General features: G+C 33.4%; 19 protein-coding genes and 1 other RNA gene. 7 read left to right on the forward strand and 13 right to left on the reverse strand.

Annotated elements, in window-relative coordinates; translation table 11 throughout:
* Positions 1-138 precede the first annotated feature (138 nt).
* Positions 139-1,986, forward strand: coding sequence for a family 43 glycosylhydrolase (locus AST99_RS00980; RefSeq protein WP_083495563.1), 1,848 nt, complete (start codon positions 139-141; stop codon positions 1,984-1,986).
* A 110-nt stretch (positions 1,987-2,096) separates the two neighbouring features.
* Positions 2,097-3,476, forward strand: coding sequence for a sugar porter family MFS transporter (locus tag AST99_RS00985; RefSeq protein ID WP_057778205.1), 1,380 nt, complete (start codon positions 2,097-2,099; stop codon positions 3,474-3,476).
* Between the two features lie 84 nt (positions 3,477-3,560).
* Here AST99_RS00985 and ssrA read toward each other — a convergent pair.
* Positions 3,561-3,956: a transfer-messenger RNA gene (gene ssrA, locus AST99_RS18340) on the reverse strand.
* A gap of 243 nt (positions 3,957-4,199) precedes the next feature.
* Between ssrA and AST99_RS00990 the strand changes: the two genes are divergently transcribed.
* Positions 4,200-5,405, forward strand: coding sequence for an NAD(P)-dependent oxidoreductase (locus tag AST99_RS00990; protein ID WP_057778207.1), 1,206 nt, complete (start codon positions 4,200-4,202; stop codon positions 5,403-5,405).
* Between the two features lie 136 nt (positions 5,406-5,541).
* Here the strand turns inward: AST99_RS00990 and AST99_RS00995 are convergent, their stop codons facing one another.
* The 5 genes from AST99_RS00995 to AST99_RS01015 form a co-directional block, all read right to left on the reverse strand.
* The gene (locus AST99_RS00995) at positions 5,542-7,089 is read right to left on the reverse strand and encodes a PepSY-associated TM helix domain-containing protein (protein WP_057778209.1); all 1,548 of its coding nucleotides are present in this window, start codon (positions 7,087-7,089) and stop codon (positions 5,542-5,544) included.
* 3 nt (positions 7,090-7,092) lie between these two features.
* Positions 7,093-7,392 (reverse strand): hypothetical protein, encoded by a 300-nt coding sequence (locus AST99_RS01000; RefSeq protein ID WP_057778211.1) that lies wholly within the window; start codon positions 7,390-7,392, stop codon positions 7,093-7,095.
* 11 nt (positions 7,393-7,403) lie between these two features.
* Positions 7,404-7,742, reverse strand: a complete 339-nt coding sequence (locus tag AST99_RS01005; protein ID WP_057778213.1) for a hypothetical protein — start codon at positions 7,740-7,742, stop codon at positions 7,404-7,406.
* 61 nt (positions 7,743-7,803) lie between these two features.
* Positions 7,804-8,520, reverse strand: coding sequence for a DUF4198 domain-containing protein (locus tag AST99_RS01010; RefSeq protein ID WP_057778214.1), 717 nt, complete (start codon positions 8,518-8,520; stop codon positions 7,804-7,806).
* Positions 8,521-8,534: 14 nt separating this feature from the next.
* A complete protein-coding gene (locus tag AST99_RS01015; protein WP_057778216.1) occupies positions 8,535-10,934 on the reverse strand; it encodes a TonB-dependent receptor in 2,400 nt (799 codons plus the stop codon).
* 180 nt (positions 10,935-11,114) lie between these two features.
* On the opposite strand from AST99_RS01015, the gene AST99_RS01020 reads away from it, so the two are divergent.
* Positions 11,115-11,480: a DUF1801 domain-containing protein gene (locus AST99_RS01020; protein ID WP_069727777.1), complete on the forward strand. Its 366-nt coding sequence runs from the start codon at positions 11,115-11,117 to the stop codon at positions 11,478-11,480.
* A 4-nt stretch (positions 11,481-11,484) separates the two neighbouring features.
* Here the strand turns inward: AST99_RS01020 and AST99_RS01025 are convergent, their stop codons facing one another.
* The 5 genes from AST99_RS01025 to AST99_RS01045 form a co-directional block, all read right to left on the reverse strand.
* Complete coding sequence (locus AST99_RS01025; RefSeq protein WP_057778220.1) at positions 11,485-11,952, reverse strand: GNAT family N-acetyltransferase; 468 nt, start codon at positions 11,950-11,952, stop codon at positions 11,485-11,487.
* A 2-nt stretch (positions 11,953-11,954) separates the two neighbouring features.
* Complete coding sequence (locus tag AST99_RS01030) at positions 11,955-12,770, reverse strand: META domain-containing protein (RefSeq protein WP_057778222.1); 816 nt, start codon at positions 12,768-12,770, stop codon at positions 11,955-11,957.
* Between the two features lie 16 nt (positions 12,771-12,786).
* Positions 12,787-13,644 carry a hypothetical protein gene (locus AST99_RS01035; protein WP_057778225.1) on the reverse strand — a complete coding sequence of 286 codons (858 nt, stop codon included), beginning with the start codon at positions 13,642-13,644 and terminating at the stop codon, positions 12,787-12,789.
* 16 nt (positions 13,645-13,660) lie between these two features.
* Positions 13,661-14,479, reverse strand: coding sequence for a 3-deoxy-8-phosphooctulonate synthase (gene kdsA / locus AST99_RS01040; protein WP_057778227.1), 819 nt, complete (start codon positions 14,477-14,479; stop codon positions 13,661-13,663).
* A 70-nt stretch (positions 14,480-14,549) separates the two neighbouring features.
* A complete protein-coding gene (locus AST99_RS01045) occupies positions 14,550-14,921 on the reverse strand; it encodes a hypothetical protein (RefSeq protein ID WP_057778229.1) in 372 nt (123 codons plus the stop codon).
* 169 nt (positions 14,922-15,090) lie between these two features.
* On the opposite strand from AST99_RS01045, the gene typA reads away from it, so the two are divergent.
* A complete protein-coding gene (gene typA / locus AST99_RS01050; protein ID WP_057778231.1) occupies positions 15,091-16,890 on the forward strand; it encodes a translational GTPase TypA in 1,800 nt (599 codons plus the stop codon).
* A gap of 348 nt (positions 16,891-17,238) precedes the next feature.
* On the opposite strand, the gene AST99_RS01055 is transcribed toward typA, so the two are convergent.
* Together AST99_RS01055 and AST99_RS01060 are read right to left on the reverse strand one after the other, a co-directional pair.
* On the reverse strand, positions 17,239-18,390 hold the full coding sequence (locus AST99_RS01055; RefSeq protein ID WP_057778233.1) for a glycosyltransferase family 2 protein: 1,152 nt from the start codon (positions 18,388-18,390) through the stop codon (positions 17,239-17,241).
* Positions 18,387-19,577 (reverse strand): hypothetical protein, encoded by a 1,191-nt coding sequence (locus AST99_RS01060; RefSeq protein ID WP_157486270.1) that lies wholly within the window; start codon positions 19,575-19,577, stop codon positions 18,387-18,389. Before AST99_RS01060 ends, AST99_RS01055 begins: the two co-directional genes overlap by 4 nt.
* Before the next feature lie 494 nt (positions 19,578-20,071).
* Here AST99_RS01060 and AST99_RS01065 point away from each other — a divergent pair, with 494 nt between their 5' ends.
* Positions 20,072-21,442 carry an MBOAT family O-acyltransferase gene (locus tag AST99_RS01065; RefSeq protein WP_307414144.1) on the forward strand — a complete coding sequence of 457 codons (1,371 nt, stop codon included), beginning with the start codon at positions 20,072-20,074 and terminating at the stop codon, positions 21,440-21,442.
* Positions 21,443-22,351: a hypothetical protein gene (locus tag AST99_RS01070; RefSeq protein WP_157486271.1), complete on the forward strand. Its 909-nt coding sequence runs from the start codon at positions 21,443-21,445 to the stop codon at positions 22,349-22,351. It abuts the gene before it with no gap.
* The last annotated feature ends 16 nt before the right edge of the window (positions 22,352-22,367 follow it).

Consider the following 22,367-nt stretch of genomic DNA (forward strand, 5'->3'; position numbering starts at 1 on the left):
AAGACTATCAAGTTATAGTAAAAGCATTTGAACACGCACCAAAAGACAATGTAAATTGTGCGTATACACAGTTTGAAAGATTAAGATGTCAGTATGCCTCATAATCTAAAAACTTAAAAAGATACTAAATTATATATCATGAAAAATTTACTTTTTTTATTCACTATACTATTATTTTTTTCTTGTAATAATGAAAAGAATCAGTATGTAGAACACCCTTCTAATACCAAGGAGAAGGCAGAGATAAATAAAGAGTCTGATACGTATATTAATCCATTAGATATTGATTATACCTACATGGTTTATAATTCAAGTCAGAATAAATCGTACCGTTCAGGTGCAGATCCAGCGGTTATAGAATTCAAAGGTGAGTATTACATGTTCGTTACGCGTTCTTTTGGGTATTGGCATTCTACCGACTTGGTGAATTGGAATTTTATTAAGCCACAACAATGGTTTTTTGAAGGCAGTAATGCGCCAACAGCTTTTAATTACAAAGATTCGTTGGTCTATTTTGCTGGTAATCCTGCTGGTTACGGAAGTATTTTGTACACAGATAATCCAAAAAGTGGAAAATGGGAACCGACAGCATCTATATCTACAGACATTCAAGATTCGGAATTATTTATAGATGACGACGGAGAAACCTATTTGTATTGGGGGTCTTCAAATGTGAATCCGCTAAAGGTGAAAATGTTAAATAAAGACGATCGTTTTTTAGAAACTGGTGTGCGTAAAGAATTGTTTAATCTCGACGAAGAAGCACACGGATGGGAGCGTTTTGGCGAAAACAATTTCCACCCGACTTTAAAGGAAGGTTATATGGAAGGTGCTTCTATGACCAAACACAACGGAAAATATTATTTACAATATGCAGCACCAGGTACACAATTTAATGTGTATGCCGATGGCGTTTATATTGGAGATACACCATTAGGGCCTTTTACATACATGAAAAATAATCCGATGAGTTTTAAACCAGGCGGATTTACTAATGGTGCAGGACACGGAATAACGGTGAAGCAAACCAATGGGCAATATTGGCACTTTGCAACGATGGCGCTGGCTTCTAATTCGCAATGGGAACGCCGTTTATGTATGTTTCCTACCTATTTTGATGCCGATGGATTGATGTATAGTAATACTGCTTATGGAGATTATCCCCGTTTTGGTGCTAGTCATCCTACAAAAGCAGGGCAGCACAATGGTTGGATGTTATTGTCGTATAAAGGAGCTGCAACTGTCTCTTCTTCATTAATGCAGGTTAAGAAATTTACGTCTAATGATGATGCCGTAGAAGTAACAGAATTACCTTTAGAGAAAAATACCGATGGTCAGATAATTTCTAAAGTATTGACAGATGAGGATCCTAAAACATTTTGGGTTGCCGATGCTAATGACGATAAACAATGGATCACAATTAACATGTTAAAACCTGGAAATATCAATGCTTTTCAATTGAATTTTCATGACCACGACTCAGGAATCTATACCCGTACCGAAGGGTTGAAACATCAATTTACTATTGAAACGTCTGAAGATGGCGTTAACTGGCAAACCGTTGTAGATAGAAGTAAAAGTGAAAAGGATACGCCAAACGCTTATATTGTATTAGATGATGCAGTAAAAGCAAAATATGTACGTTATAACAATATAAAAGTGCCTGGGGCAAACTTTGCAATGTCTGAATTTAGAGTCTTTGGATTAGGAGTTGAAGATAAACCAAAGGGGGTCACAGAATTTAAAGTGAAAAGGGAAGACGATCGTAGAGATGTGTCTTTGTCTTGGAATGCTGTAGCAGGCGCTCAAGGCTATAATATCCGTTGGGGAATTGCAGAAGATAAACTCTATCAGTCATGGCAAGTTTACGATACAACTGAACATTTTATGCGTTGTTTAGATCGTGATACGCCATATTATTTTACCATAGAAGCATTTAATGAAAATGGAATTTCAGAAAAAAGTGATATGTTTTTTACAGAATAAATAGAATTAAATCTTGTGATTTTAAAGCTCTAAAACATCATAAACCATCACGGTTTTAGACGCCTTTTTTAATCATTATTTACACAGACAAATAAACTAAAACTAAAAAAATGAAAAAAAGTCTTTTCTTATTATTAATCGCAGCAGTGTCCGCTTTGGGCGGATTATTGTTTGGTTATGATACTGGAGTTATTAATGGCGCACAATTTTATCTTACAGAGTATTTTCAATTAAGCGATGCCTTAAAAGGATGGGTTGTAGGAAGTGCACTCTTAGGATGTTTTGTAGGTGCCATTATTGCGGGGCCTTTAAGTATTAAGATTGGTAGGAAAAAATCTTTAATTATATCGGCTGTGTTTTTTACGCTTTCAGCCTATGGATCTGGTTTACCGGAACTATTCCCTCAAACGGTAAGTATGTTGGTTGTTTTTAGAATTATTGGAGGCTTAGGTATTGGAGTGGCATCAATGAATGCACCCATGTATATCGCAGAAATTGCTCCTTCAAATATTCGTGGCCGTATGGTTACCTATTATCAATTGGCTATTGTTATTGGCTTTTTTGTGGTGTTTTTAGCCACGTACTTTATTGGAAGTGATTTAAGTGTAGCCCAGAATATAGAATTCGGATGGCGACGTATGTTTTGGTCGGAGTTAATTCCAAGTATCTTGTTTTTGATCCTCTTGTTTATAGTGCCCAAAAGTCCGAGATGGTTGGCTTTAAAAGGCAAGGATCAAGATGCCTTAGCAGTTTTGCAGAAAATTAATGGAGATGAACTCGCTTCAGAAGAAATGGCTCATATTAAAGCATCCTTAAATGAGACTAATAATGGTGTTGAGGTGCGTTATTTCTCTAAAGTCATTTTAGGGATTATTGCTATAGGTACAGTGCTTTCAGCTTTACAGCAGTTTACAGGAATTAACGCTGTGCTGTATTATGGTGCAGATATTTTTGAGAAGGCACTTGGTTTTGGAAAAGAAGATGTGCTTTTACAGCAAATATTATTAGCATTTGTGAATTTAGTTTTCACTTTTGTAGCCATGTTTACAGTCGATAAATTTGGAAGAAAACCATTACTTTACATAGGTTCGGTTGGGATGATTATTGGTTTTCTCCTCTTAGGAATCACGTTGCAACAACAAAATGTGGGTGTGTTATCATTAATAGGGGTATTAATTTTTATCGCTTCTTTTGCCTTGTCTATGGGGCCTGTGGTGTGGGTTTTATTAGCAGAAATGTTTCCGAATAAAATAAGAAGTGTGGCGATGTCTGTAGCTGTAGCGACCCAATGGGCTGCTAATTATGTTGTATCACAGTCGTTTCCAATTGTTATGGGAAGTGAAACGAATAATAATGCGACCTGGAATGGTTCCTTGCCTTACTACATATTTATAGCCTTTATTCTAATAATAGTATTTATAACTTATAAGTTTATCCCTGAAACCAAAGGAAAATCTCTTGAAGAGATTGAAGGTTTCTGGAAAGCATAATGTATAAAACTTCAGGCGTATCTGGTCTATGAGGATTAAAACAAAAAAGCTCTAAAAACTAATGATTAGTTTTTAGAGCTTTTTTTGTGGAGTCGGAGAGAATCGAACTCTCGTCCAAACAAGTTACCAAAGGGCTTTCTACACGTTTATTCTTTTCTTGGGTTTTCGTTTATAAGCTGGTTAAAGACAACCCACTTATAACTTATCTTTTTTAGTTTCAAAAACAAGTCAAAGCGCCTCGTTTTCTATATTGACATTTACGATGCCTCAAAATGGAACGCCGTCAATCAAGGCTTTCCGGAGACATAAAGCTTGCACACCTTGTGTGCCTAGGCCAATCCTACTGTGATTCGGATTAAGCAGCTAAAGCGTAGTTATTCTCGCCGTTTAAAAGTGTGATCTAGCCTTTTACGTGTTTCAAAATCATTACACGACGTGCTTACCGTTCAATAAATCTCGCTGTCAAAACCAGTCGACCCCATTGTAGTAAGTATTTTGGCGTTCCCTTCCGGGTCAGGTCTTCCGCTATATCTTTTTAATTTTTATTGAAATTAAAAAGGATGCCGCTTCAACCCTTAACGCTACTAATTTCATCTTGATAGTATAAGAAAAAATTAGGAATGCAAAGCTATTAAAAAATTTGTTTAAACTCGCAATTCCGTGTAATTTAGTGCAAAAGTTATGCCAATACAGTTTGGTGTCAGTACGTAAAAAATCGCTACTATGAAATTTGCTATTATTAAAGAACGTAAATCTCCGTTAGACAGACGTGTAGTGTTTTCTCCAAAGACATTGTTACAAGTAAAACAGCAATTTCCTGTTGCTAAATTTGCAGTCGAGAAATCTAAAATTAGGGTGTTTCCTGACGAAGTTTACAAATTAACAGGGTTTGCAGTCATGAAACATGTCTCAGATTCTGATGTTTTTATTGGTGTAAACGAAGTCTCTGTAGAGTCTTTAATTCCGAATAAATCGTACTTTTTCTTTTCACATACCTTGAAAAAACAACCTTATAATAGAGCATTATTACGAGCTCTATTAGATAAAAATATTACGTTTTACGATCACGAAGCAATTACCGATGCTAAAAATAATCGTTTAATAGGTTTTGGACGTTATGCAGGGATTGTTGGAACTTACAACGGATTTAGAGCTTGGGGTTTAAAATTTGCAACGTACACCTTGCCTCAGGCAAACAGTTTAACAGATTTGAAGGCTTTACAATTTCATCTTAAAAAAATAGACGTTCCAAATATAAAAATTCTTTTAACAGGTCGAGGGAAAGTCGCTTTAGGTGCTATGGAAACTCTAGATCTGCTTAAAATTCCTAAAGTAAGTATAGCAGATTATCTTACTAAAACATTTACAACTCCGGTATATTGTAATATCGATGCTTTAGATTATAATGCTCGCAAGGATGGTAAACTAAAATCTATAAGAGATTTTTTTAAAAATCCGAAGCATTATCAATCTACATTTATGCGCTTTGTTTCGCAGACAGATATGTTAATTAATGGGCATTTTTACGGGAATGATGCGCCTGTTTTATTCTCAAAAGCAGATGCTAAAAGTCCAGATTTTAATATTAAAGTGATTGCAGATATTAGTTGTGATATTAATGGTGCTTTGGCTTCAACAATCCGTACCTCTTCAATAGAGCATCCTCTGTATGGTTATAACCCTCAGACAGAATTAGAAACCGATTTTAAAGATTCAGAAGCTATTGCCGTAATGGCTGTAAATAATTTATCTAGTGAATTATCTTCAGACGCTAGTGTGTGGTTCGGACAAATGTTTTTAAAACATGTTATTCCAGCATTCTTTAACGATGATGCCGATGGTATTTTAGAACGTGCCCGTATGACAGCAGATGGAAAATTAACGCCTCGCTTTGCGTATTTACAGGATTTTGTAGATGGTAAGGAATAAGGCCATAAGTTTTTTGAATGACTTTTAATTATGTAGTTAAAATCATAATTCCTTATAAAAAGATAAAAAGCGAACGGTTATAGTGTTATAAACCGTTCGCTTTTTTATTTCAAAGTATGTTCTTTTGAGTTATGTATTAAATCGTCGATTTAGGTTTCAGTTTAAAAAACGCATACAATGTTATTGCTGATAATACAATCCAAAACACATCGATAAAAAAGATTTGAAATTGATTGTTTTTAAAGCTTGACCACACCCAATTATTAGTCATAATTCCATTAGTAATCGGAACTAAAAATCCGAATATAGATCCTAAAAGTAAGGTGTTCTTATTTGTGAAGTAGTCGTCTTTTTTAATACTATACAAGAGTGTTAAAAGCAACCATCCTATAAAATAGAAACTGTAAATAAAGGCTTTACTTGCATGATCGTTTAGTTTTACGGCAATAAAAGCTAGTGCTGTAATAGGATACATGCTTAAACATATGGCTAGATAAATAGTGACTAACCATGAGTTAAATTGTCTTTTCTTTTCAGAAATGGTTTTCTTATTTCTGGCCACGCCCCAAATCATGACTCCAGATAGAATAACAAAGCATGAAATAATTCCCAATACAAAACTGACTAGTTTTAAAGCCATGCCTCCATAATCGCCATAATGTAATCTGAACATTATATTTTTAACACCATCTAGATATGTGGCACTTTGGTTCGGATCTTTTTTATGAATAAGCGTGTCTGTCTTAACTTTATAAATGGCTTCACCAACGGCGGTATATCTGTCTTTGTATTTTAAATGGCCTTCTATCATGACATGCATATTGGAATCGCCATAATTAAAAACATGTATTTGTGTCGCATCAAAGTTAGGCCATAGGGCTTGTGTTTTATCTACGTAATAATTCAGACTAAAATCGGTATCTAATGGTGAATGTGAGTATTCAAATTCGGGATGAGCATAACCCAAATCCTCATAAAATTTACCAGAATCGCCATTAAAAATAAATAAAACTGTGGGTGCTATTATAATGGCTTTTATCATGAAAAATGCACCTGTAACAGCATATACAAATTGAAAAGGGAGTCCGATAACTCCTAAAGCTGTATGCGCATCGGTCCATAATGTTTTCAGCTTTGCATACGGTCTAAATGTGTAAAAATTCGACACAATTTTACTCCAGTGAACAATAACTCCAGTAATGATGGCGAATAGAAAAAAGAAAGCCACAAAGCCAGCTAGTGTATAGCCAATAGGTTGCATTTGTGCAAAAAAGTGAAGACGATAAAGAAATTCGCCTAAGGTGTAATCTCCAAAATACGTATTCTCTGCATAATTTTTAGTATTTAAAGTGGAATACGGATTTGCTTCAATATTAGGATTTATTATAGTATCTTTTGGAGCAGAAAATGCAACACCTATACGTTGTTCTATAAAATGTTTAGAGAGTTCTATGTCTCTACTTTTTAAATTATAGGTTGCATTTAGTGAATCTAAAGCAACATCAAAATCGATATCGAATGCTTCCGTGTTTTTTACGGTTTGATTGCGTTCCCAGTTTACAATTTCATCTCTAAAAAAGGAAAACGATCCCGCAAAAAATATCACATAAAGGAGTACGCTAATAACGATACCACTTATAGTATGCGTATGAAATAGAATGTTATAAATTCTTTTATCGCTCATAACTTAAACTAACGGATTATAAAGAGTTCCTAAATACATAATGGTAGAAAAAACGGCTGTAAGTAATATAAATACACCCCAAATTTTCCATCCGTTTTTAGCAATAAAAGCGACAACCATAAGTGTGGCCCATAAGATAAATCCAGTAAATGCTGAGGTAATAATTACTGTGGTAGAATCTGTCCAAGTGGTGAGTGCCATATGTAACGACATACTTACTAAATAACCGCCAATTAAACCCGCTGTTATTTTAGCAAAGCGTTGCCACGGAGATGCTGTTAGGTGTTTTTTATTTGCAGGCATATAATAAGGGATTAAGGAATGTGAACTAAATATTCGAATGCAAAACAAAGTGCGATACCAATAAAAAGTAATTTAAAGTTGAATAATTTTAAAGGTGACAAAAGTACAATTAGACTTGCAAACGTCATGAGATAAATAAAAAATAAAAAGATTCCAGCACCTAAACCAAACTCAAATACGGTTAAAACACTTGATACACTAAGTAATGCTATGCCTAATATTTTAGATATAGATTTATGTTGAAGCATGTAGTTCTCGAAACCAAATAGTTTTGGAACATCTATTTTTTCTGATGTTAAATACAGCAAATAGAAGCCTATAATAACTAATAAAATAGCAAATGAAATCATATCTTTTTATAAATAGAAAAACTCTGAAAGCATAACTTACAGAGTTGTTTTTGAATGTGTTTTATTGAATACAGTAGGTTGCGCAATGCCAAATAAATTCGTAATCTTTACCCTTAAATTTGCCAGGAACTTCTTCCTTTTTAGTGGCTTCTAGAATGTATTTGGTTTTCCACGGACGTTTAAAAGTAATATATCCATCTTTATTTGTGGTTACTTTTTTAGTCCAATTATCTGCGATAAACAATTCGGCTTCTGTTTCTGCCAAAGGTTGTCCTTTAAATAACACTTGCAGTTTTACCTCTTCAGAATTATTTGCAACTTCAATAACAGAAATTCCTGTGTCATTTAGGTTATTCGTGTCGGCTACTTTAGATCCGACTTGGATAACAGCAGAAGCATTGTAATGTGTTTTAAAAATACCGAAATCATATTCAGAATAATCAATCACTTCAATATTATCGTTATCTAAAACTATAGTATAAGTACCATTGCTTTTTGGCGTGAATGATGCCACATAACGATCGGTTTTAGCCGTGACGTCTAATTTTGTTTTATTTCCTTTAGCATCAACCGCCCAAAGGGTAAAGGCTTTTACTGCTGGAAAATATTCGCCCTCTACTTGTTCTAAAACGCCATTGGTGTACTCGCCATAAAAAACATGTACCTCTTGTGCTTTTCCTGCTTTTCCTTCAGCATTAGTTTCAATCCATAAGTAATGTGCAAAAGTAGGCGTAACTGCTGTTAATACAAATGCAAGCGTTAATAATAAATGTTTCATAGTGAATGGTGTTTTTAGAATTTATATGCAAAATTAGCTAAAACTGCTCTTGGTTGTTGTGGTGTTAATGTAGACCAACCTGAGTAATACTCTTCGTTAAACATGTTGTTTAATTTTAAACCTACACGGTATCTGTCTGCAGCATAATACACAGAGGCATTTGCAACAATATAACTTGGTACACTAAATACACCAGAAGTATATCCTGAAGCATTTATAATATCGCGTTCACTAGCTCCGTTAAATCCAGCACCAATTCCGAAACCTTTTAAAGTTCCTGTTTCAAAAATATAGTCTGCCCATAGGTTATACACGATATCTGAACCAGCATCTACAGGACGCTCTCCAACAGTTGATGCTGTACTTGCTTTTTCAATTTCACTATCGTTATAGCTAAAACCAGCTCTTACGTTTAATCCGTTTACTGGATTGGCATTAATTTCTAATTCAAATCCTTTACTAGACACTTCACCGTCTTGAACTAAACCAAATGTATCGTCTGGATCTGTCATTAATCTATTACTTACTAAAATGTCGTAATAGTTAATTGTTGCGTTTAAGCGATTGTTGAAGAAATTAGTTTTTATACCAAATTCGATTTGATTGGCTTGTTCTGCTTCGAAGTTTTTAAGTTCTTGACCATCGGTAGAGCTAGGGTCTCCGACTAATTGCGGTGCAATATTTGTAAATCCGTTTTGCCAGTTAGCAAATACAGATAATTTACCTTCTATAGGTTGGTATAGTAAACCAAATTTTGGAGATACAGCAAATTGATCATAATCGTCTGAGTTTGTCGTAATATCACCTTCGTTATCAAATTGATCAAAACGTATACTTGCCATTGCAGATAATTTAGAGGTAATATCTAATACATCAGACACATAAGCGCTATATACACTAGTGCGTGTTTTATAATTATTTATTGAAGCACTAGCTAAAGCCGCATCTACACCAGCTGTTGTTAATGGATATCCTTCTGCTTCTTCACCTGTACTTGGTGTCACAGATCCGTAATATGCATAACTACTTCCGTTATCTATACTTGTTTCAGTATAATAATCTAAACCAGCTACAATTCTATTTCTTAAATTTCCGATTTTAAAATCACCATTGAAATTTTGTTGAATATCTGTAGTTCTTGTTAGTGCATCTTGTTTGTTTAGGTAACGAGAAAATGTTCCAGCACCTGTTAAATCGTATAAGTATGTGTAATACCCTTTAGTAGATGTTACACTTCTAGATACAATGGTTTGTGAGCTCCAAGCATCAGATAACTTGTAATCCATCTCTACTCTGTAGTTTTGAGTTGGATTTTCTAAAGTTAATGCGTTACTAGTGTACGACTTTTTGTAATCGTAACCTAAATCGTCTAAGTCTTCATATTGCATTGCTCCAGCACGACTTAAGAATAACATGGTTGGATTTGTTTTTTCAGACTGAGAAATTTCGCCATAAAAAGAGAACGACAATCTGTTATTTACACGGTAAGATAATGAAGGAGCTACAAAAAATGATTTTTTAAAACCAGCATCTTGGAAACTATCTTCTGTATGGTAAGAGGTGTTTAATCTGAAATAAAGATCTTCATTTGCATCTAAAGCCGTGTTAAAATCTCCAGTAAGGATATTTAATCCGTAAGATCCAGCTGTGTACGATAATTGTCCGCCAGATCCTTCATAAGGTTTTTTAGTGACTACATTTATCAATCCGCCATAAGAGGTTACTGAAGACCCAAACAATGTCGCCGATGGGCCTTTAATCACTTCAATACGCTCAATATTTGCTGCGTTAATGGTTCCGTTTGTTAAACCAGGAACACCATTTACTAACTGAGGTTGAACACTAAATCCGCGAAGCGAATAGTACCCTGCACCGTCTCCACCACGTCCAGTAGATGTCCAAAGTTGCTGAATACCTGTGGCATTATCTAGAGCATCTTCAAAGTTTGTTGCAATTTGAGATTCTAAAATATCTGTAGTTACAGTAGAGTATACTTGAGTGTTTTCTAGATCTTTTAAAGGTAATTTAGAGACGTAAGCAGTTTGTTTTCTAGCAAACATATTACGACGTTTACCGTCTATTACCACTTCAGATAAGATTTCTTGCCCTTCGTATAAAACAATTGCAGGTAAGGTTGCATTACCGTTAGATACTGTAAAAGGCACTTCTTTTGTTTTGTAACCTAAGTACGACACCACAGCGGTATACATACCAGAATCAATAGGATTGATCTCAACTTTAAATTGGCCATCTATATTGGTTTGGCTTCCTGTATTTGTGTATTTAATTAAAATGTTTGCGCCAGCTATAGGCGTGTTTTCTGAGTCTGTTACAGTTCCGTTTACAACTATTTGTTGTGCATTTACAACAAATGATGTTAGGAGAAGTACAGCAAAACTGAATACTATTTTCATTGTTCTTATTTAGACTTAATATTGATAGGGAATAATTTTTTTGACAAATGTATATTAGAGCATTAGAATATCAAAGCTTATTTATAATTAATTAAATAAAAATAAAATGCAGTTAGTAGAAAGCTTGATTTTGAGTGATTAATAGTATATTGAAAACTTAAATTAGATACAAAAAGACAAGTGAACCCAGCAGAAACACACATATTAAATCAGCCAGAACCTTATCAATCCATCATGTTATATGTGCGGAGTGTCATTATGAAAACCTTAGAGGTTGAAGAGAAATACAGTTACAAAATGCCGTTTTACTATTGTCATAAAAAGCCATTTGTGTTTTTAAATGTATTAAAAGGAACCGATTATGTAGATGTGGTATTTATGGATGGTGCTCTTTTAGAAACTAAATTTCCAGAATTACGAGATGATAATAAACGGAAACGTGTGCGTTCTATTCCAATTAAAAATTTAGAAGATTTAGATGAATTACGCTTTGTTGAATTGTTGCAGTATGCTGCGGAGGTGAAAAAAAGTTTAAAAAAGAAGTAATATTCTACAATGTTTTCTTCACAATGTAATTCTGAAACACCATGCCTTTAAAATTTTTTTTCTGCTTTTTTACGATCTCGTAATATTTGTTTTCAAAAAATGGTAATGCTGTAATACTTACATCAGATCTTATTTCAGGAAAGTCTTCAACCATCACTTGCGATTCTATGGTGCGTAATAGGGCAGAAGCTACACCTTGTCTTAAATAGTCTTTATGGACAAATAGACCATCTAAATAATACCCGTTCTTTAAATAGGCAAAACCGACAATCTCGGTATCATTTTCGGCGACTATAAAGTAATGTTCTGCAATACGCTCTAACCATTTACTAGTTTCATTAGCTACAGAAGCCCAAATTTCAATTTGCTTCGCGTTATAATGTTTGGTATTAACCGCTGTAACAGTGTTCCTAAACAATGCTGTAATTTCTGGTAAATCTGCTTCTGTAGCTTGCCTAATGGCTAAATCCATGATTAGTCTACTTTTTTAAATGTTAGTGTAGCATCATCTGGGTTAGATAAGTATAAACGGTTATTTTCAATTTTAAATTGCGTGCTGCGTTCTAAAGCTTTTATAAATTGAGCTTCGTTATTGGCTTGTACACACATTTTTCTAGTGGTTACTATTTTTGTAAACCTAATTTTAGATTGTTCAGAAAATATAGTTCCGTTCATAGTGTTACAACCGGCATAACCCATAAATGTATTGGTACTACTATTTATTTCTAGGTTTGGTAGTTCTTTAACAAACTGGTCTACCTTAACCGTGTCGTTTGCGATGGTTTCTAAAACCCAAATATCGTGTAAACGGTAGTTGGTTATATATTCTCCGCAACCCTGATACGCTATCGTTTTACTATTTCCTGTCTCTTTAAAATCAATAGAAACGGTATAAGGGTTAGTTTTCGCATCGGCATCGGCGCAATCTTCCATGGCAATTTTAATGTTAATATCTGCCATCTCTGTTTTTGAGGTATACACTTTTATATTCGCATCTGCAGCTAAAGCAGGTTGCGAAAGAGGAAAAGTGAAATCTTTATAATCTTCTGTTTTTATAGAAAAAGTAATGATATCTTCAGTTAATTCTAAGATCCAATTATTAGTTAAGCCTGAAGCTTTAAAAAAGGGTTTAGCATTTTGTTGAGTCGTTTGTATAGCCGTTGGAGTTATTACAGGATCTACAAGCTTTATATTATTTGGTGTGGAAAGTGTGACCTCTTTTTTAGTCTCTCCACAACTAAATACAGATATAATAAAAATGGCTAATATGGTGTGCTTTAGTGGTTTCATTATGTAAAAGTAGTAATTATAGTCTAAAAATACCACCTATTGAGAATATGGTTTCACCAAAGAAAAAATGTTGAGAAGCACGATCTTTAGGACTTTCTGTAGTGCGAATGTCTGGTAGGTTTATAAATCCGCCTTTTAAATCGCCTTGAATAAAAAAGTGTTTAAAGAATGTTAGATTTAATCCAGCACTAGCCGAAACCCCATATCCTGCAATATGAAAATCGTCGTAACGATCGAAAGCAAAAACTTTAGCATTGGTTTTTGGGTACAATACACCACCTCCAAGAGATTCTGTTAGTTTCACTTGAAAGACATCTGTATTATTAATTCCGAATAATTGAGAAATATCATCAAACCTAGCTATTTCGGTATGAATATAATTTAGGCCATCGGTATGTTCAAAAGTTAAAAATCCTTTATGTAAATACACCGGATCGTCTTGAAAGTTGTTGTTGTAAAGTGAGCTTTCTTGGTCTTCAGGAATATCTATATATCCATTAGCGCGTACGGTTTGGTCTTGAGTCATCACATATTTCATGTGGTCTAAACTGACCGTGACTGCATATTTATCTGAAATAAAATACCCCAACCTAAAATTAGTTTGTGGTATGGTCATGTTTACCGGATTTATATAATCTACGTGCCACCCTTTAGGTTTATCGTGTGCATCGACATCATACAACGTAAAATTGTAATCGTCTCCAGTAAATGTAATATCAGATTTTGAATACGTGTCTCTGTTTCCTCCCCAGCTTACAAAGAATTTTCCTTTGTTAGAGCTTGTATATTTTAAAGTGTCTATATCTTGGGCACTAGCGTTTAATAAGGGTAATAAGATACCGCCTATTATACATATAATAGTTTGAATTTTCATTAAAAAGTAATCAAGATTAGAAGGCAGTTATGGTTTTTCTAATGGCAACAAGATGCTTTAATAGACCTTCAAGATGATCTAAATGTAGCATGTTAGCGCCATCACTTTTAGCATTAGCCGGGTCGAAATGTGTTTCGATAAATAAACCGTCTACATTATTTACAATACCTGCTCTAGCAATGGTTTCAATCATATCTGGTCTTCCGCCAGTTACACCACTAGTTTGATTAGGCTGTTGTAACGAATGCGTGACATCTAAAACAGTTGGCGCAAATTTTCGCATGGTAGGAATACCTCTAAAATCTACAATCATATCTTGGTAGCCAAACATAGTACCACGATCTGTAACCCAAGCTTTGTCGTTACCTGTATCTTTTACTTTTTGTACAGCATGTTTCATGCTTTCAGGACTCATAAATTGTCCTTTTTTAAGGTTTACAACTTTACCTGTTTCGGCAGCTGCAACCACTAAATCTGTTTGCCTCACTAAAAATGCAGGAATTTGTAACACATCTACATATTCTGCAGCCATAGCAGCATCAGAAATTTCGTGAATATCTGTTACCGTAGGAATGTGAAAGGTGTCTGAAACTTTCTTTAAAATCTTCAGGGCCTTTTCATCACCTATACCTGTAAAACTGTCAATTCTGCTACGATTTGCTTTTTTAAAACTCCCTTTAAAAACGTAAGGAATTTCTAAAGCATCTGTAATAGTTACTATTTTTTCTGCAATACGTAATGCCATATCTTCACCTTCTATAGCACATGGGCCAGAAAGTAAAAAGAAATTGTTAGCATCTATATGTTTTAATTGAGGAACATCTGAAAGGTTCATGCTGTATTAATTTTTTAAGCGACAAAGTTACGCAAAATTAATACGCTATTATATATACAAATACATGAGTTTACTGTTGTTCTATTAAATTATGTCTTAAAATCCATAGGGCCATAATTAAGTTTAAGCCCAATCCTACAGCACTAAACATTACGGTTTGCGATATTTGATGTATTATATTCACCAAATGCAATTTGTTTAATAAAAACATTAAAATTAAATAAGACGACAAGCAAATAAAGGTAATAGATAAGGTAAAATTTAAGGTGTTATTTGGTTTTATAAGTTGCCAGATAAAAGGAATACTACAGAGTAAAATTGGGTAAGCCGATAATCCGTTATACCTATTTATTAAGGTGAACCAACATATAATAACACTAATAAAATAGAGGTATGGAATAGATTTAGTGTATTTGGTAGCTATTGTTTTTGTTTTTAACATTTTGATTTACAATTAAAAAGAATAAAATGAGGAGGATATTCTTTATGATTAAGCATTTTCTTATGTTGAAGATATCAATAGAAAATAATATATCTGGAATTAATAACATTTAATTAACTAATCTATAAAAATATAATGTACCTTTGCGCGCTTAAATAAGGCATCAATTATGGCTAATATTAAAAACATTGCAATTATTGCACACGTAGATCACGGTAAAACGACCTTGGTAGATAAAATCATGTACCACTGTCAATTATTCCGTGAAAACGAAAATACAGGAGACTTAATCCTTGATAATAATGATTTAGAACGTGAAAGAGGAATTACTATTACGTCTAAAAACGTTTCAGTAATCTATAAAGACACAAAAATCAATATTATTGATACTCCTGGTCACGCCGATTTTGGTGGTGAAGTAGAGCGTGTATTAAACATGGCAGATGGTGTGTTATTATTGGTGGATGCTTTTGAAGGGCCAATGCCTCAAACGCGTTTTGTATTACAAAAAGCGATCGACTTAGGTTTAAAGCCTTGTGTTGTTGTAAATAAAGTAGATAAAGAAAACTGTACACCAGAAGAAGTACATGAAAAAGTATTCGACTTAATGTTCGAATTAGGTGCAGAAGAATGGCAATTAGATTTTCCTACAGTTTACGGTTCTGCAAAGAACAATTGGATGAGTGATGATTGGAGAAATCAGACTGAAAACATCGAACCATTATTAGACATGGTAATTGAACACATTCCAGCTCCGAAAATACCTGAAGGAAATACACAAATGTTAATTACATCTTTAGATTTCTCTTCATTTACTGGTCGTATTGCGATTGGTCGTTTAACAAGAGGTGAACTTAAAGTTGGTCAACAAATTTCTTTAGTAAAAAGAGATGGTAGTATTGCTAAAAATAGAATTAAAGAACTTCATATTTTTGAAGGTCTTGGACGTATAAAAGTAGACGAAGTTCAAACAGGAGATATCTGTGCGATTGTTGGTCTTGAAGGTTTTGAAATAGGTGATACTGTTGCTGATTTTGAAAATCCAGAAGGATTAAAAACAATTGCTATCGATGAGCCTACTATGAGTATGTTGTTTACAATTAACGATTCGCCTTTCTTCGGAAAAGACGGAAAGTTTGTAACATCTCGTCATATTAAAGATCGTTTAGAAAAAGAATTAGAAAAGAACTTAGCATTACGTTTAGGTGAAACTGGTAGTGCAGATAAATTCATGGTTTTTGGTCGTGGCGTATTACACTTATCAGTTTTAATTGAAACGATGCGTCGTGAAGGTTACGAATTACAAATTGGACAACCACAAGTTATCATTAGAGAAATTGATGGTGTTAAATGTGAGCCAATTGAAGAATTAATGATCGACCTTCCTGAGAATGTTTCTGGTAGAGCAGTAGAATTCGTTACATTACGTAAAGGAGAAATGTTATCTATGGAAGCTAAAGGAGACCGTATGGTTTGCGAATTTTTAATTCCTTCTCGTGGTATTATTGGTTTACGTAACCAATTATTAACTGCAACAGCTGGTGAGGCTATTATGGCACACCGTTTTAAAGAATACCAACCATTAAAAGGAGCAATTCCTGGACGTGTTTCTGGATCTTTAGTATCTATGGAAAATGGTAAAGCAATTCCTTATTCTATCGATAAATTACAAGATAGAGGTAAGTTTTTCGTTGAGCCTGGAGAAGATATTTACGAAGGACAAGTAATTGGTGAAAACTCTCGTCAAGACGATATGAACATTAACATTACTAAAGCTAAAAAGCAAAGTAACGTACGTTCTTCTGGAGCAGATGATAAAGCTAAAATTGTACCTGCAATTAAATTCTCTTTAGAGGAAGCTTTAGAATATATCCAAAAAGATGAATATGTAGAGGTAACTCCACATTTCTTACGTCTTCGTAAAGTACACTTAACAGAAGTTGAGCGTAAGCGTAATAAAATTATGTAATACTTACAGACTTTTTATAGTTATTGTAAGATTATCAATATATTTAAAGAGGAATCCTTTGTTGGGTTCCTCTTTTTTATGTTAACACAATTTTGAATTTGACTATGGAATTTTTTAATATTTCAATAACGGAGTGGGTAGGTTATATAGCTTCTTTTTTCTTGCTAATCTCTTTTACTATGAAAGATGTTACCAAATTAAGGATCATTAATTCTGTAGGGTGCGCTCTTTTTGTAACCTACGGATTTATGCTGCAAACATCTTGGCCAGTAGTCATTACAAACGGCTCGATTATGTTTATTAATTTCTATTATTTGTTCCTGAAGAAAAAATAAATTTAGCTGAAGATTATTTATTGTTTTTTAATCCTAAGATGCTAAAAAATAAACTGAATAAAATCACTTGAATACCTAGCAGAATTGTAAACACTGCTGGAATTACAATGCGTAAGGTGTTTGTTGGATTCAAATTGCCAAAATCTTTGCTCTTCCAGATAAACACCCCATAATAGCTTAATATACAACCTATAATTAAAATTAAAACTCCCAGTACTAAACCGCGTTCTAAATTAATGTATTTAAATAATTTATCGTAACGGTTACTTTTGGGTAATAAATCATTTTCTACAGCGTATATTTTAGTGAGACAATAAAAAACTAAAAACTGAAATCCAATCAATACAAAACTAGAGGTGTACAATAATGTATGAACGTCTAACACTACGTTTTTTATCTGAATTGGATGTATTATTAGTAGCGTAGAACTTACAATTCCAATAATCATAAGTACTAAAGCTGGGTATAGAAATAACCAATTTGGACTGTAAAGTGATAGAAAACGTAAATGCCTCCAACCATCGCTCCAGGTATTTAAGTGTGGTTTTCTACTTCTGCCATCTGGATGTAGTATTGTTGGAACTTCTGTGATTTTTAACTTTTTAAGTTTAGCTTTTACAATCATTTCAGAGGCGAATTCCATTCCCGATGTTTTTAAATCCATTTTAAGGAAAGCTGCTTTAGTAAATCCTCTTAATCCGCAATGAAAATCGCCAATTTCAATTTTATAAAATAATTTACCAATAAACGATAAGACCGGGTTTCCTAAATATTTATGTAGAAAAGGCATAGCGCCTGTTTTAATCCCGCCTTTAAACCTATTACCTACAACTAAATCATATCCAGCACGTAATTGCACTATAAAAGGAAGTAAGGTTGAAAAATCGTAACTATTGTCTGCATCAGCCATGATAATGTATGTTCCATTAGCGGTCTCAATTCCGCCTTTTAAAGCACTTCCGTAACCTTTTTCTTTAACATGAACAACTTGCGCCTGTAATTGCTCGGCAATCTGGATAGAGCCGTCTGTGCTACCATTATCTGCAATAATAATTTCGCCAGCTATGTTTTCCGCAGTAAAAAATGCTTGCGCTTTCTTGATGCAAATGGCTAAGGTTTCAGCTTCATTTAAACAAGGCATCACTACGGTTAGTTCAATATTCATGATGTTGTTTTGTTTGTTTTAGCTTGGATTAAAATAAAGACGATAAGAAATAGCACCCAATCGTTATTAAATGTAAAGCGTTTAAGTGTATGCATTCCTAGTGAAATTAAAGCAACATTTAAAATGCTAAGTAACGATATAAAAAGTATGATTTTATATGTCATGTCCTTAGTGGTTATGCTTTTTATAGCACTAAAGATTAAGATTATAACTAATAATAAAGCATATTTGGCGTTTCCGAACGCATAAGTGAAGTTTTTAAAGTACAGTTTTAACCAAGGTTTAAAATTATTAAGAACTAGCGGTACACTCATGCTTTTGGTGAGTTGGTCTACTTCAATTAATTTTTCATCATGTGTTTTTAAAGCGTCTGTAAGTTGAAGTCCTATAGGTAAAATGGTATGATTTGCAATTTCTGCATAATGTTCTACATACACAGCAAGTTCGTCTGTATGATCAGGAATTGTATCAAATTCATGAATATTTAAATGTTTTTTTGCTAATTCGGAGTACGTCTGTTTATAAAAATCTTGTTCTGTTTTAGATTCATAAATGGTGTAATCATCTTTATCAGCAACAAAAAACGCAGGTGTTAGTAAATGAATACCTGTCCATGGAGTCGATACAAAATGATGGTGTACAATCTTATGATAGGTTTTATCTGTTATGGTCGTGATAATCGGAAATAAAATAAACACAGCTAAAAGCCATTTGTGTTTAAGTGTTTTCGTCTCGTACCAAAACCAAAGTAAAATACCAATGCCTATAGGAATTAAAAATAAAAACTGACTTCGTGTTTGTATTAAAACTAACAGTATAGGAAGTGCCATTACAATAGGCTTTACTGTAGATGTGAATATACCCTTTAAAAAAAAGCCAATGGTAAAGAGATATAAGGGATATGCGAGTGCTTCAGATAAAAAGACGTTAGCTAATTTATGATTATAAAGATAGGGAACTAATAAAATAAGATTGAGAAGCATCAACCAAATAACATCTAAATTAGCATGTTTTTTTAATGTTGAAATAAAATAGTGAATAGCAGCGACACCCAATATATACTGAATTATTATGGTGGCTATGCTAAATAACGAACCAAATATAAAGCGTAAAATAGATAAAAATAAAGGATAAGTTGCAGACCTGTTTATATACATATTTAAATATCCCTCAGAATCGTTGGACATTGTAATTGGTCTGTTTATTACCACGATAAAGCCTAACAAGAACATAGAAAATATGATGATAAAAAACGATTTTTCAGACAATTTATAGGTCACAATGGCTTGTATTTATGGTATTGTAAATATATGGGAAATGTAAAACGTGTAATAGTAAAACGAAGAATTGTTGGTGTTTTTTTCTGAGTGATTTGTGTACTGAAACTCTTTAATTATTTTTAATAAGAACGAATATATTATTTCATCATCGTATTGTCTATGATTTAAATACTGCATTGTAAGTGTAAATAGGATAAAACTCAACACTAAATATTTATATTCGTAGCAAAATCAATATTCACAATTAAAAGTTATAAAGTCTTAACTTATTTTAAACCTGAACGTATCTAGGTGATAGAAGTTAATGCTAACCATTTTATGTTATGCTATTCAATTCGTTAGATTTTGCAGTCTTTTTACCGATAGTTTTTATACTCTATTGGTTTGTGTGCAATAAGACCTTGAGAATACAGAATGTATTAATTGTAGCCGCAAGTTATTTTTTTTATGGTTGGTGGGATTGGCGTTTTTTATCGCTTATATTTTTTAGTACAACGGTCGATTACTCTATTGGTTTAGCTCTTCATAAAACAGAAAATCCGTTTAAACGTAAACAGTTGCTTTGGGTCAGTATTGTTGTTAACCTTGGTTTACTCGGGGTTTTTAAATACTATAATTTCTTTTTAGAAAATCTCGTTAATGCATTTTCGTTGTTCGGAAGTGATATTGGTTTCACTACTTTACATATTATTTTACCTGTTGGAATCAGTTTTTACACCTTCCAAACTTTAAGTTACACTATTGATATTTATAGAAAACAGCTAGAGCCAACAACACACTTTATCAGTTTTATGGCGTTTGTGAGTTTCTTTCCGCAGTTGGTCGCCGGACCTATAGAACGCGCTAAAAAATTATTACCTCAATTTGAAAGTAAGCGGACTTTCAATTTTGATAACGCCAAAGACGGTTTGAAACAAACACTTTGGGGACTCTTTAAAAAAATGGTTATTGCAGATAATTGCGCGCTTTTTGTCGATGAGTTTTTTGGAAATCACCAAGCCTATTCAGGAAGTACGTTGTTAATTGGTGCTTTCTTTTTTACTATTCAAATTTATTGCGATTTTTCGGGATATTCAGATATTGCGATCGGAGTATCGAGGTTGTTTGGTTTTAATTTATCTAAGAATTTTGCTTTCCCATATTTTGCTAAAAATATAGCAGAATTTTGGCGACGTTGGCACATCTCGTTAACCACGTGGTTTAGGGATTATGTGTATATTCCGCTTGGTGGAAATCAAGGAAATAAAGCTTTTCAAATAAGAAATACCATATTGCTTTTTGTGTTAATAGGGTTTTGGCATGGTGCCGCATGGAAATTTATAGTATATGGTCTTATTAATGCCTTGTATTTTTTGCCTCTAATTATATGGCGACGTAAACCGACAGATAAAAAATCAGCGCAATCCAATCATCTTATTCCAAGTAAAAGTGAGCTGATTGGTATTATAAAAACCTTTACATTTTTAGTTTTAGTACGTGTGTTTTTTAGAGCAGACAATTTACATATTGCAGTAAGTTATCTGAGTACAATTTTTTCGGCATCGTTGTTTACGGTACCCCAATTTGCAAACAGAACAGATGCCATCGTGGTTTTTATATTCATACTAATATTTACAAGTATTGAATGGCTTGGTAAAACAAACGCATATGCAATAGAACACTTAGGAAATACTTGGAAACGTGCATTTAGATGGGGGTTTTATTACGTTTTAATATTCTGTATTTTTTATTTTTATGCGAAGCCACAACAATTTATTTATTTCCAATTCTAGATGAAAAAATTCCTAAAACTATTCTTATTTTTCTGTGTGCCTGTTTTGGTTTTGGGGTGTACTATGGAATATTTGTTACGACATATTCCTAATGAATTTCAAATAAAATCAGATTATTTAAAGACGAATACAGCAGACATAAAAACACTTTTGGTTGGAAGTTCCCATATTCTATATGGAATCAATCCAGAGTTTTTAACCGAAAAAGCACTTAACTATGGAAATATATCTCAGACTATTGATATAGATTACGATATCATTCATCAATATATAAATGAATTACCTGCCTTAGAAACCGTAGTTTTAAGATTGTCTTATACCACACTTTTCGAACAATTAAAAACCGGAGATGAAAGCTGGCGGATTAAAAATTATGCTATCTATACAGGTGTAAATGTAGATGCCGATATAAAACATCATTTTGAAATATTTAGTGTTAAATTCAAGAATAATTTAGAACGCTTGTACACTTATTACATTCTAAAAGAAACTCCAGACTATGTAAATCCATCGGGTTGGGGAACACATAAAGCAGTACACAGTGTCGCAAGATTAGAAACTTTAGGTGAGCTTATAGCTAAGAAACATACAGCGTCACATGATGATTTATATGTCGAAAATCTGGGTTATCTCAAGAAAATTGTAAGCGAATGCAAGGAAAAAAATATTGATTTGTTGTTAGTTACGCTACCTGCTTATGGTAGTTACGTAAATAACTTAGACAGTTTACAATGGAAAAGGACATTAGATAGCGGAAATTTAATGGATAAAACTTATGAAAATTGTGTCTATTTTAATGTTTTAAATACTGAACGTTTTGGGAAACAGTATTTTATCGACGTAGACCATTTAAATGTAGCAGGCGCTGAAAAATTTTCGAAAATAATTGATAGTTTACTTACACAATAAAATGTATTTTTAAATA

Source organism: Formosa algae (assembly GCF_001439665.1).
Taxonomy (GTDB): domain Bacteria; phylum Bacteroidota; class Bacteroidia; order Flavobacteriales; family Flavobacteriaceae; genus Formosa; species Formosa algae.

Bases quoted from the DNA above. Each gene is read 5' to 3' on its own strand.
- AST99_RS00980 (WP_083495563.1), top strand. From the start codon at position 139: ATGAAAAATTTACTTTTTTTATTCACTATACTATTATTTTTTTCTTGT.
- AST99_RS00985 (WP_057778205.1), top strand. From the start codon at position 2,097: ATGAAAAAAAGTCTTTTCTTATTATTAATCGCAGCAGTGTCCGCTTTG.
- AST99_RS00995 (WP_057778209.1), bottom strand. From the start codon at position 7,089: ATGAGCGATAAAAGAATTTATAACATTCTATTTCATACGCATACTATA.
- kdsA (WP_057778227.1), bottom strand. From the start codon at position 14,479: ATGAACCTTTCAGATGTTCCTCAATTAAAACATATAGATGCTAACAAT.
- AST99_RS01000 (WP_057778211.1), bottom strand. From the start codon at position 7,392: ATGCCTGCAAATAAAAAACACCTAACAGCATCTCCGTGGCAACGCTTT.
- AST99_RS01030 (WP_057778222.1), bottom strand. From the start codon at position 12,770: ATGAAACCACTAAAGCACACCATATTAGCCATTTTTATTATATCTGTA.
- AST99_RS01035 (WP_057778225.1), bottom strand. From the start codon at position 13,644: ATGAAAATTCAAACTATTATATGTATAATAGGCGGTATCTTATTACCC.
- AST99_RS01010 (WP_057778214.1), bottom strand. From the start codon at position 8,520: ATGAAACATTTATTATTAACGCTTGCATTTGTATTAACAGCAGTTACG.
- AST99_RS01025 (WP_057778220.1), bottom strand. From the start codon at position 11,952: ATGGATTTAGCCATTAGGCAAGCTACAGAAGCAGATTTACCAGAAATT.
- AST99_RS00990 (WP_057778207.1), top strand. From the start codon at position 4,200: ATGAAATTTGCTATTATTAAAGAACGTAAATCTCCGTTAGACAGACGT.
- AST99_RS01045 (WP_057778229.1), bottom strand. From the start codon at position 14,921: ATGTTAAAAACAAAAACAATAGCTACCAAATACACTAAATCTATTCCA.
- AST99_RS01055 (WP_057778233.1), bottom strand. From the start codon at position 18,390: ATGAATATTGAACTAACCGTAGTGATGCCTTGTTTAAATGAAGCTGAA.
- typA (WP_057778231.1), top strand. From the start codon at position 15,091: ATGGCTAATATTAAAAACATTGCAATTATTGCACACGTAGATCACGGT.
- AST99_RS01070 (WP_157486271.1), top strand. From the start codon at position 21,443: ATGAAAAAATTCCTAAAACTATTCTTATTTTTCTGTGTGCCTGTTTTG.
- AST99_RS01015 (WP_057778216.1), bottom strand. From the start codon at position 10,934: ATGAAAATAGTATTCAGTTTTGCTGTACTTCTCCTAACATCATTTGTT.
- AST99_RS01005 (WP_057778213.1), bottom strand. From the start codon at position 7,742: ATGATTTCATTTGCTATTTTATTAGTTATTATAGGCTTCTATTTGCTG.
- AST99_RS01060 (WP_157486270.1), bottom strand. From the start codon at position 19,577: ATGTCCAACGATTCTGAGGGATATTTAAATATGTATATAAACAGGTCT.